Annotated in this window: 8 protein-coding genes; 6 read left to right on the top strand and 2 right to left on the bottom strand. The window is 56.4% G+C overall.

From position 1 onward, the window contains the following. Positions 1-100: 100 nt before the first annotated feature. Both OVA03_RS01825 and OVA03_RS01820 read left to right on the top strand, forming a co-directional pair. Entirely contained in the window at positions 101-2,881 is a 2,781-nt protein-coding gene (locus OVA03_RS01825) for a ribonucleoside-diphosphate reductase (RefSeq protein ID WP_267526523.1), read from the top strand. Positions 2,882-2,934: 53 nt separating this feature from the next. Then, positions 2,935-3,420 (top strand): pentapeptide repeat-containing protein, encoded by a 486-nt coding sequence (locus OVA03_RS01820; RefSeq protein ID WP_267526522.1) that lies wholly within the window; start codon positions 2,935-2,937, stop codon positions 3,418-3,420. Between the two features lie 121 nt (positions 3,421-3,541). On the opposite strand, the gene aspS is transcribed toward OVA03_RS01820, so the two are convergent. Next, positions 3,542-5,341 (bottom strand): aspartate--tRNA ligase, encoded by a 1,800-nt coding sequence (aspS, locus tag OVA03_RS01815; RefSeq protein WP_267526521.1) that lies wholly within the window; start codon positions 5,339-5,341, stop codon positions 3,542-3,544. A 160-nt stretch (positions 5,342-5,501) separates the two neighbouring features. Here aspS and upp point away from each other — a divergent pair, with 160 nt between their 5' ends. The 4 genes from upp to OVA03_RS01795 all read left to right on the top strand — a co-directional run bounded on the left by upp (position 5,502) and on the right by OVA03_RS01795 (position 10,673). Next, positions 5,502-6,131, top strand: a complete 630-nt coding sequence (upp, locus tag OVA03_RS01810) for a uracil phosphoribosyltransferase (RefSeq protein ID WP_267526520.1) — start codon at positions 5,502-5,504, stop codon at positions 6,129-6,131. An 81-nt stretch (positions 6,132-6,212) separates the two neighbouring features. After that, positions 6,213-6,896, top strand: a complete 684-nt coding sequence (locus OVA03_RS01805) for a DnaA ATPase domain-containing protein (protein WP_267526519.1) — start codon at positions 6,213-6,215, stop codon at positions 6,894-6,896. Between the two features lie 107 nt (positions 6,897-7,003). Beyond that, positions 7,004-9,208: an RNA degradosome polyphosphate kinase gene (locus OVA03_RS01800; protein ID WP_267527757.1), complete on the top strand. Its 2,205-nt coding sequence runs from the start codon at positions 7,004-7,006 to the stop codon at positions 9,206-9,208. Further along, complete coding sequence (locus OVA03_RS01795) at positions 9,189-10,673, top strand: Ppx/GppA family phosphatase (protein ID WP_267526518.1); 1,485 nt, start codon at positions 9,189-9,191, stop codon at positions 10,671-10,673. The genes OVA03_RS01800 and OVA03_RS01795 overlap by 20 nt, the downstream gene beginning before the upstream one ends. Here the strand turns inward: OVA03_RS01795 and rnd are convergent. Beyond that, positions 10,670-11,818: a ribonuclease D gene (rnd, locus tag OVA03_RS01790; protein ID WP_267526517.1), complete on the bottom strand. Its 1,149-nt coding sequence runs from the start codon at positions 11,816-11,818 to the stop codon at positions 10,670-10,672. The two genes, OVA03_RS01795 and rnd, sit on opposite strands and share 4 nt — an antisense overlap. Between the last annotated feature and the right edge of the window lie 37 nt (positions 11,819-11,855).

The following is an 11,855-nucleotide window of genomic DNA, read 5'->3' as shown; positions in this document are numbered from 1 at the left end:
ATATTGTGGATATAAGCACCAAACCAACTACATTTATTGATAAGTGGTTAATGCAGCCCTAAGATTACCCCCTAGCCCACATTGAACGGGACACGACGCCATGCGCTTAGAGTCGGATTTTTCCAACCGCCTGATCTATGACATCAGTCTCGAAGACCGCTTTATCGAACGGCCCGACGGTTACGATGAAATTTTAGCGCCGCGCGACTGGTCAAACGTCCGCCTGGAGGCGTGGCTGGACTGGGCCGATATCCTGCCCGAAGATCAGCCGCAACTGGCCCCCGATATCGATCACCGCATCGTTCATGACGATCCGTTCGATCTGGCGTTGGGTGGCGCGGTCGAGCGGTATGCGCAGCGTCTGACGGCCTGGGGCTATGCGCTGGGTTATTTCGAAGATTCCCAAAGCGCGGCCCATTTCCTGCGTGAACTGCGCGCCAGCATCCTGCTGGGCTATGCCGCGCCAGCCTTATCCCTGAAAAGCGGTCATCGCATCCACCCATTGGCCGGTGACCGTGTGCCGGAACCGCCTGAGACCAAGTTTTGGCAACTAGATGATCCGGCCTGCGACCGTGATCTGCGCCAGTTTTTGATAGCCTATCGCTCAGACCAGATTTCACGCACCACCCGCACCCATTTACACGACGCGCTGAACGAGATTACCACCGCCATCGCCCGCGCCGAAGGTGACCACCGCACAAGCCTGCGCCATAATCCGGCCCTGGCCCGCGCCGCCCAGGCCGCGCGTAAGCTCGGCGCCAGCGATCATTTGATCTCACTGACCATTCAATCGGCGCAAAATGCCGCCACTGATGCCGTTTTGCCGCCTTGGTCGCAGCAGACCATCGACGCCAATTCCCCCCCGCATGAACCCAAAATCGCTCTGGCTTCACGCGCCCTGATCGCGGCCGGTGATCCGTCCGCGCGTCTGGCGGCGCAGGTCGCTCAGGAAACCGGGCAGTTATATCTGACCTTTGATCCGTTGGATGCGCAAGCCTTGGCCGGACAGGCGCTCGCGCCCAAGGCCGCGATTAATGTGTTCGGTTTTTACGATGCGGATAAGGGCTTTGACGCTACCGCCTTTAGTCAGTGCGTGGCGTTGTGGACCCTAGCGCTTGATATCGAAACCGCCACCGCTTTCAGTGCGACCGAGGACCACGCGCTGAGGCGTTGCTTTGACCGCCCTCTGGCCCTGACGATCGGCGGGGTGTCTGAGTTATTGATGGCTTTGAACCTCAGTCCTGCAGATGCGGATGGGCTTGATTTTGCCGCAGGTCTGATGGCCGCCATGCAAGCCCAAAGTCTATACATATCGGCGCAACTGGCCACATCGCATGGGGCCTATAAGACCTTCAGCGCGGATAAAGACCAGATTTTACATAGCCTGTCGCAGCAAATCTATCGAATTTCCAGCCTAAAGGGCCACGCGGACCTTAAGGCCCATAGTCTGACGCTCATTCAGGACGCGTTGAAAACGGCCAAGAAATCAGGTTTGCGCCACGCTCAGACCACGGCCCTGTTTGACGATCCGGAACTGACGTTGCGACTGGGGGTTAGCCTGCATGATCAGCCACTTTCGGGTCTGACGTCGGTACTGGAAACCGAAGACGGTGAGATTATTGAAACCCTGTCTGAGGCCACCATCGCGGGCCTGATACGGGCGGGTGCGTCATTGGCCGATGCGCGTCGGCATGTTTTGGGGGCACGCTCCCTGTTTGAGGCGCCCTATCTGTCGCCGCCCCAGCTTAAGGCGCGGGGTTTGACCGATTTTGAGATTGGGCGGCTTGAGGCGGCACTTCTGACCGCCCGTAACCTGACCGACGTTTTCAACACTATCGATAAGGATTTCGTGCGCGACATCTGGGGCGTCAGCGATGAGGACATTTTAAGTCCTGACTATAACCTGTTAACCGTTATGGGCTTTACCGCCGCGCAAATCGCCGAAGCCGAAGCCTTCATCTTTGGTCATCAAACATTAGCTGATTTTGACAACTTAACCGAAAACCAGCGTGCCATCTTTACGGCCCCCGGTTTAAAGGCGCGGCTATTGATGCGACAAAAGCTTGAGAGTTTCTCAAGCGCGCCGTCGGCCGCGCGCATCCATATTCCGTTTGGCCAGAACCTGCCCGACAGCCTGAAACTGTTGTCGATGGCGGCCAATATGGATTTGCGCGCCATAAGCCTGCAACCGACCACGCCGCCGGATGATTTCCATCTCGATATTCCGGTCATTGAGGATGCGCCTAAGCGTAATCTGCTTGAGGCCCGCCCACAACCGGAACCTGCGCAGGCAAAGGTGGTGGAAAAGATCGTTGAACGTGACCGCTCGCGCCAAAAGCTGCCTGATCGTCGTAAGGGCTATATCCAGAAAGCTTCGGTTGGCGGCCATAAGGTCTATCTGCACACCGGTGAATATGACGATGGCAGCGTCGGGGAAATCTTCATCGACATGCATAAGGAAGGCGCTGCCTTCCGTTCAATGATGAACAATTTCGCCATCGCCGTATCTATCGGCCTGCAGTACGGCGTGCCGCTCGATGAATTTGTCGATGCGTTCGTGTTCACCCGTTTTGAACCGGCCGGCCCGGTCAGCGGCAATGACTCCATCAAATCATCGACCTCCATTCTGGATTATCTGTTCCGGGAACTGGCGATTTCGTACCTTGATCGCACGGACCTTGCCAATGCTGATCCGGATGCGCTCAATGCCGATGGTCTGGGGGACGGGGAACAGACCAACGACTCCGAAGGCATCCGCGCATCTCAGTTGATATCCAAAGGTTTTGCGCGCGGGGCCAATACCGATAATCTGGTGGTCATACCCTTCGCCAAAAAAGCGTCAAATGATGATATCGGCATGGATTTACCGCCTGACAGTTGATTTTTGGCACCGGTCTTGCTTAGTCACGACGAAACAGATTGAGGTGTCTTAAGATGAAACGCTTGTTGTCGCTATTGGCAGTTATGGCCGTACTCGCTTCCCCCGTCGCCGCACAAAATGCCGGTCAGATCGGGAGGGCCCAAAGCGGAACATCGTGCGCGGGCTGCAACCTGTTTCAGGCCGATTTCAGCAATCGTGAGCTTAAGGGCAAGAACTTCGCCGGGGCGCGTTTGCGTCAAGCGGACTTAAGCCTGGGGTCGTTTAACCGCACGTCGTTTGCGGGTGGCGATCTGCGTGATCTGAACGGCTTTGGCGCGTTGTTCTCTAATGCTAATTTCGCCAAGGCCAACCTGACCAATGCGACCTTTGTGGGGGCCTATCTTGAGGGCGCGAACTTCTCAGGCGCCACTCTGACGGGCGTGAACTTTTCCGGTGCTGAGATGTCTTCCGCGCGTGGCCTAACACAGCGTCAGCTTGACGGCGCGTGTGGGGATCGCGAAACGCAATTGCCGCGGGGTTTGCGCATCCCGGTATGCTGATTTACGGGGCGTGGGGTCTGTGACCCCACAAACCTGCTGTTTCAATAAAAAACCCGGTCAATATGACCGGGTTTTTTATTGAATTAGAAGACTTGGGGCCATTGGCCCCAAACCCCATAAGTTAGCTAACCTTGATCGGCAACGCCGTCCGGATCGACAATTCCTTCAACTGCTTATCAAGCGCTTCCGAAGGGGCCGACATCATCACGTCCTGCCCCTGCTGATTCAGCGGGAAGGCGATGATTTCGCGGATTGCCGTCTGGCCGGCCAGCAGCATCACGATACGGTCGATACCCGGTGCCAGACCGCCGTGCGGAGGTGCGCCATATTTAAACGCATTGAGCATCCCGCCGAACTGCGCTTCGACAAACGCTTCGTCATAGCCCGCGATCTCAAACGCCTTAAGCATGATGTCCTGCTTGTGGTTACGGATCGCCCCTGAGCACAGTTCATAACCGTTACAGACGATGTCATATTGATACGCGAGGATATCGAGCGGGTCTTTGGTGAGCAAAGCCTCCATCTCGCCCTGCGGCATCGAGAACGGGTTGTGCGAGAAATCGACCTTCTTTTCATCGTCATTCCACTCAAACATCGGAAAATCAACGATCCAGCAGAAACGGAACTGATCTTCGTCAACCAGCCCTAAATCCGTGCCGACCTTGGTCCGCGCCAACCCTGCAAACTTATAGAACTCGTCCGGGTTACCCGCGACAAAGAATACCGCGTCACCCGCGTCAAGGCCCAATTGGCCACGCAGAGCTTCGGTACGCTCGTCGCCAATGTTCTTAGCCACCGGGCCCGACGGTTCAATGCCCTCAGACGCCCCTTCCGGCGTGCGCCAGAAGATATAGCCCAGACCCTTTTGGCCCTCGCCCTGCGCCCATGAGTTCATTCGGTCGCAAAACGCCCGCGAACCACCGGTCTTAGCCGGAATTGCCCAGACCTTGTTTTTAGCATCAGCCTCTAGGATCGACGCAAACACCTTAAAGCCCGAACCTCGGAAATGCTCGGACACGTCCTGCATCTCGATGGGGTTGCGCAGGTCCGGCTTATCGGAACCATATTTGGCGATCGATTCACGATACGGGATGCGCTGGAATGGATAGTTTGATACGCGCTTACCTTCGCCAAACTCGGTAAACAGGCCGTGCATCAGCGGCTCAATGGCCGCGAACACATCTTCCTGCGTCACAAAACTCATCTCAACGTCGAGTTGGTAGAATTCCAAAGAACGGTCAGCGCGCAGGTCTTCGTCACGGAAGCAAGGCGCAATCTGGAAATAGCGGTCAAAGCCCGACACCATCAGCAACTGCTTGAACTGCTGCGGCGCTTGCGGCAGGGCGTAGAACTTGCCGGGGTGCATACGCGACGGCACCAGGAAGTCACGCGCCCCTTCCGGCGATGAGGCCGTTAGGATCGGGGTCTGGTACTCAAGAAAGCCCTGCTCGACCATGCGGTTGCGGATCGACTGGATCACGCGCGAGCGCAACACAATGTTCTTATGCAGGGTCTCACGACGCAGGTCGAGGAAGCGGTTTTTCAGGCGGATTTCTTCGGGGTATTCCGGCTCACCAAACACCGGCAGCGGCAGTTCGGCAGCCTCACTCAGGATTTCAACCGATGTGACCTGCACTTCGACTTCGCCGGTCGGCAGGTTAGCATTGATGGTATCGCTGGTGCGCTTCACGACCTTGCCGTCGATGCGAATGACGCTTTCGGCGCGCACGCGTTCGACCTTATCAAAGCCCGGTGTCGCCGGATCGAACACCAATTGCGTCAGGCCGTAATGGTCGCGCAAATCGATGAACAGCAAGCCCCCATGATCGCGCTTGCGGTGAACCCAGCCCGAAAGACGAACAGCGGCCTGATCATCGGTGGCGCGCAGGGCGCCGCAGGTATGTGAGCGGTAGATGTGCATGGAAAACTCTGAAAAAAGCGGTCGTTTCTGACAAAATTATGAGGGCCGTAGGGACATGACCCGCCTTGAATTGTCAAGCCTTAATGCACGCTCACCCTTGCGCACATTAGCGATGCCGCAGACGATCCGTCGTGCTAGTCTTTGTGCAAAGGAGACCGCTATGGCTGATGTTACCCTGATTGATCACCCGCTGGTGCAGCACAAACTCACGCTGATGCGGCGCAAAGACACTCCGACGGCGGTGTTCCGGCAATTGCTTCGCGAAATTTCGACCCTGATGTGCTATGAGATTACCCGCGACCTGAACATGACGCTGGAAGCGATTGAGACGCCGGTCGCCGCAATGCAGGCACCCGTAATTGCCGGTAAAAAGCTAGTGTTTGCCTCAATTCTTAGGGCCGGAAATGGGCTGCTTGAAGGGATGCTCGATCTGGTCCCGTCCGCGCGCGTGGCCCATATCGGCGTGTACCGCGACCACGATACGCTTGAGGCGGTTGAGTATTACTTTAAGGCACCCGAAGATATTTCTGAGCGGCTAGTGATCGTGGTCGATCCAATGCTGGCCACCGGCAATTCATCCATTGCCGCTACCTCCCAACTCAAGGCCCGCGGGGCACGGAACATCCGGTTTCTATGCCTGCTGGCCGCCCCCGAAGGTATTCGTCACTTTACCACCGCCCATCCGGACGTGCCGGTGTTTACCGCTGCCATCGACAGTCACCTGAACGATAAGGGCTACATCGTGCCGGGCCTGGGCGATGCCGGCGACCGGATGTACGGCACGAAATAACGGCCCTACCCGTTTTCCCCGTTATCAACAGGCGCACGGCCATTGCCTCCGCCACCGCAGCGCTCTAAACTCTAGCCAACCATGTCCCACCAGATTCCCCTGAAGCTTGAGCGGCCCGAAAGCTACGGCCTGACCGACCTGATTGTGTCGGAAACCAATCAGGGTTTGATCGATCTGTTGCGCACGCCCAAAGACTGGATCAACCCACATCTGATACTTATTGGCCCCTCCGGCAGTGGTAAAACGCATCTGGGCCACATATTCGCCGATATCAATCATGGGCAGTTTCTGAGCGCGCTTGAGACTCAATATATGGAACCCTCAAGCCTGCCTGAATGCGCCGTCGCTGTAGATGATGCCGAACAGGCCGACGAAGAGTTGTTGTTCCACCTGTTTAACCACAGCCTTCAGACCGCGCAGCCGTTAGTATTGTTGTCGAAAACCCATCCTTTGAACTGGCAAACCGCCCTGCCCGATCTGGCGTCGCGGCTAAAGGCCATGCGGGTCGTCGATATTCCGGAGCCGGATGAAGTGATACTGAGCGGGGTTTTGAAAAAACTGTTCGCCCATCATGCTATTACGCCCTCAGCGGATTTTTTTGATTATATCAGCCGACGGATGGAACGCTCTGTACCCAAGGCCCAAAAAATCGTCACAGAAATCGAAGATTATGCCAATGGCCGCGCCTTTACCCGCACTTTGGCCAAAGATTTTCTCGAAAAAAGCGAAAATTTGTCTTGGTTAACTGATCAGGATGACTTTTAATTTACACCATAAGCGCTGTTTTACCCTTTAAGGTTCCATAGATGTCTGACGCAGAACTCGTTCAAAAACCCCAGACACCCGCACGCGCGCAGGCCGCAGCGCCGGTTATGCCTGCGGACATCGAACCCCTTGGGACCGATGATACCTTAAGCGTTGACCTCAACAGCGACGATCCACTGGGTTATGAGCTTTATATCAACCGCGAACTGTCGTGGCTGGCCTTTAATCAGAGGGTGATCGAAGAGGCTGAGAACCCGCGCCACCCGCTGCTGGAGCGCTTAAGGTTTTTGTCGATTTCGGCCAACAACCTCGATGAATTTTTCATGGTACGCGTCGCGGGCCTTCAGGGGCAGGTGCGCGAAGGCGTGCGCGTCATGTCGCAGGATGGCCACACCCCGGCTGAACAGCTTGAAATGGTCAATAAGGCCGCGTTTGACCTGATGGCCAAGCAGCAACTGATCTGGTCGCGCCTGCGTGAAGAGATGACCCATGCCGGTGTGGCTCTGATTGACCACCGCGAAATCAATAAAACGGATGCCGCCTGGCTTGAGACCCAGTTTGATAATCAGGTCTTCCCGGTTCTGACGCCTCTGGCGATCGACCCGGCCCACCCGTTTCCATTTATCCCGAACCTTGGCTTTTCGATCGCCATCAAACTGACGCGCCGATCGGACAATAAGGCCATGTACGCGCTGGTGCCGATACCGACGCAGGTCAAACGCTTCTGGGAGATCGGCACGGCCGCCGCGCGACGCGGCACCGGCCCGGTCAAGCGCAAGTTCATCACCCTCGAAGGGCTGGTGCTGCTGTTTCTGGATAAGCTGTTTCCGGGCTTTGATATCCACGCCCGCGGTGTGTTCCGCATCATCCGCGACTCCGACATCGAAATGGAAGAAGAAGCTGAGGATCTGGTGCGGGAGTTCGAAGCGCTTTTGAAACAGCGCCGTCTGGGCTCGGTCGTGCGTGTCAAGATCAACGCCAACATGCCCGAAGACCTGCGCGAATTTATCATTGAGCAGCTTCATGCCGAACCGGAACATGTGGTGGTGGTCAAAGGCATCCTTGGGATGTCGGAACTGTCGCAACTTATCCCCGCCGACCGCAACGATCTGAAATTCAAACCATATGAGCCGCGCTTCCCTGAGCGTATTCGTGACAATGGCGGCGATGTCTTTTCCGCCATCCGCGAAAAAGACATTCTGGTTCACCACCCGTTTGAAAGCTTTGACGCGGTCGTGCAGTTCCTGCGGCAAGCCGCGCGTGACCCGAATGTCATCGCCATCAAGCAGACCCTCTACCGAACCTCAAAAGACAGCCCCATTGTCGCGGCCCTGATTGAGGCGGCTGAGCAAGGCAAAAACGTCACGGCTCTGGTCGAAATCAAGGCCCGCTTTGACGAAGAAGCCAATATGCGCTGGGCACGCGCTATGGAACGGGCGGGCGTGCATGTCGTCTACGGGTTTGTGGAATATAAGACCCATGCCAAGCTGTCGGTCGTGGTCCGCCGCGAAGGTGAGTCTCTGCGCACCTATTGTCACTTCGGCACCGGAAATTACCACCCCATCACGGCCAAGATCTATACCGACCTGTCGCTGTTTAGCGCCGATCCAGCCCTGGGTCGCGACGCCATGCGGGTGTTCAACTTCATCACCGGCTATGCCCGCCCGGACAAGATGGATAAGCTCTATTTCTCGCCGGTGACTCTAAAACAAGGCCTTGTCAGCCTGATTGATCAGGAAATCGCCAATTCGCGCGCGGGTAAGCCCGCACAAATCTGGGCCAAGCTCAATTCGCTGGTCGATCCTGTCATCATCAAAAAGCTATATCAGGCCTCGCAGGCCGGGGTTCAGGTTGATCTGATCGTGCGCGGCATCTGCTGCCTGCGGCCGGGGGTGAAGGGTTATTCCGAAAACATCCGCGTCAAATCAATTGTGGGCCGGTTCCTGGAGCATACCCGCATTGTCTGCTTTGCCAATGGTCACGCCATGCCGTCCGATCAGGCGCGAGTGTTTATATCCTCCGCTGACTGGATGAGCCGTAATCTCGATCGTCGTGTCGAAGTGCTGATCCCGGTTGAAAACCCGACGGTTCACCGTCAGGTTCTGGATCAGATTATGGTCGCCAACTTCAATGACGAAGCCCAGAGCTGGCAATTAGCTATTGACGGCAGCTATAAACGCATAGATGTAAGTCACCTCGATAACCCCTTCTCGGCTCACGATTATTTCATGACCAACCCTTCACTATCGGGGCGCGGTCGCGGGGTTAAGGACTTGCCTCAAGCCTTTGATCATGTTGGTTCCAGAAAATAATCATAACACCGCCGTTATCGACATCGGCTCGAACTCCGTTCGTCTGGTCATCTACCGGATCGAAGGCCGTTCGATCTGGCCGTTGTTTAACGAAAAGATTTTGGCCGGGCTGGGTCGTGACCTGCGCCAGACAGAATGTCTGCATCCGCAGGGCAAGAAGGATACGCTGATTGCCCTGAGACGCTTCAAGGCCATTCTGGAATCCTATACGCTATCAAAGGTTCATGTGGTCGCCACCGCTGCCATGCGTGACGCCGCCGATGGCCCTGAATTTGCCCATGAGATTGAGCGCCTGACCGGCTTTAAAATCCGCACGCTGTCCGGTCGCGAAGAGGCCCATTATGCGGGTCAGGGTGTGCGCTGCGGCCAGTTGGAGGCCGAGGGTTTTGTTGGTGATCTGGGGGGCTCCAGCCTTGAGCTGATCAATCTTGATCCGCAATCGACCTTTAAGGGCCTGACCCTGCCGCTGGGGCCGTTTGCGCTTGGGGCGCCCAAGCCGATGGATGTGGAAAAAACTTACGCCCTTATCCGCGCCCAGCTTGATCCCCTAAGATCGCAATTCAGAGCCAAAACCTTTCATGCGGTGGGCGGGGCGTGGCGCAATCTGGCCCTGATCTGGATGATGAAGGTCAATTATCCGCTTCAGATTGTTCAGCAGTTTGAACTGTCCGCCCGTGACGCCCTGACCATTGCCCGTCTGGTGGCCATTCAGTCCCCCACATCGCTTGAGAAATTCCCCGGCGTTTCCAAACGGCGCATGGAAAATATCTCCTATGCCGCGCTGGTGCTTCAAGGGCTGATTGAGTGCTTTGAGATTGAAACCATCTGTTTCTCGGCCAATGGTCTGCGCGAAGGTCTGTTGTTTGATGACCTGCCCTATGCCTATAAAAGCCTTGATCCGCTGATCGAAGGGTGCGCCAATTTCGGCGCCCGCCACGGCATCAGCGAAAATTTAGGCCCCGCTCTGGCGGCCTGGGCCACCGAATTTTACGACAGCGTCGATGTCGACCGCCCCTCGGAAAAGCTAATCAAGGCGGCGGCCAAACTGGCTGATATTGGCGCGCGCCTGCATCCGGACCACCGCGCCGATCTGGTCTGCGATCAGGTGCTGCGCGCCCCTATCCCCGGCCAAAACCACGCCGAGCGTGTCTTTCTGGCCTGCGCGCTCTACACCCGCTACAGCGGTGATGCCTACACTAAGGAGCCGGTACTGGTCAGCCGGATACTGGGCGATGAACGCCATCTTCAGGCTACCCAACTGGGCCTTACCTTAAGACTCGGATGCGATCTGTCCGCCAAATCAGCTACGCTGTTGAAAATGGCGCATATTCGTCAAGACGACAAAACCCTGATCGTCAGCGCTAAGGCCGGCTGGGATGACCTGCTGCTGGGCGAACAAACCCGCAAACGCGCCCGCGCTCTGGCGAACGCGCTGAAACTAAGCCTGCGCACCGAGAGCTACTAATCCAGTTCGACCAGTTCGACCTTGGGACCATTGAGCACCAGCGCCAGTTCACCGCGCTTAAGCCGCAACGCATCTTCACCAAACACCTTGCGACGCCACCCTTGCAGGGACGGCACATCGGCATTGTCATCCAGCGCGATCTTTTCAAGTTCGGCAACGGTCGCGATAAGCTTCGGGGCCACGCCTTCTTCTTCGCAGCGGATGCGAAGCAGGACTTTGAGCAACTCCACCACCGACGCGGGCACCTGAACCGGAGGGGCCGACTTATCCATCTTGGGCGCGAATTTTTCAGGCTCTTTGATCGCCGCCTGAATGATCTCGATCAGCTCAACCCCGAATTTCGACGCGCCAAAGCCTTTGGGGGTCGAGCGCATCCGGTCAAAGGCCGCCGGATCGGTCGGCAGTTGGGTGGCGATTTCGTCAATGCCCTCGTCTTTCAGAATACGACCACGCGGCTGATCCCGCTCCTGCGCTGTGCGTTCCCGCCACGCCGCCGTCTGAGCAAACACCGCCAGATATTTGGATGACGATTTACGTGGCCGCAACCGCTTCCATGCATCGAGCGGATCGGTATTATAGAGTGACGGATCGATCAGACCCTTCATTTCCTCAGACACCCATTCGAATCGCTCAACCTTTTCCAGTGACGTTTTGAGCTTGGGGTAGACCTTGGCCAGATGGGTGACATCGCCTAGCGCATAGGTCAGTTGCTGCTCACTTAAGGGGCGGCGCGACCAGTCGGTAAAGCGCGACCCCTTGTCGATTTCGACCTTTAACACCTGCCGCACCAGCGAATCATAAGCGACCTGATCGCCATACCCTGCCGCCATGGCTGCCACCTGTGTATCAAACACAGGGGCTGGCAAAACACCCAGATTATAAAAGATTTCAATGTCCTGACGGCAGGCGTGAAACACTTTGAGTATGTTCGGATTGGCCAGCACATCCAGAAACGGCTGAAGGTCCAGGTCTTTCGCCAGCGGATCAATGATCGCGGCATGATCGGCACTGGCCGCCTGAATCAGGCACAGCTTCGGCCAATAGGTGGTTTCGCGCATAAATTCGGTATCAACCGTGATAAATGGCGCTTTGGAAATCAGCTCACAGAAGCTAATAAGCTCATCAGTGTTTGTAATTGGACTCATTTTGTAGCTATAGCAAACCGCAATGGGCTTTAGGCAA

Origin of the sequence: Asticcacaulis sp. SL142 (genome assembly GCF_026625745.1) — a bacterium.
Taxonomy (GTDB): domain Bacteria; phylum Pseudomonadota; class Alphaproteobacteria; order Caulobacterales; family Caulobacteraceae; genus Asticcacaulis.
The sequence above is the reverse complement of the archived record's forward strand: the minus strand, read 5'-3'. Positions and strand labels throughout refer to the sequence as shown.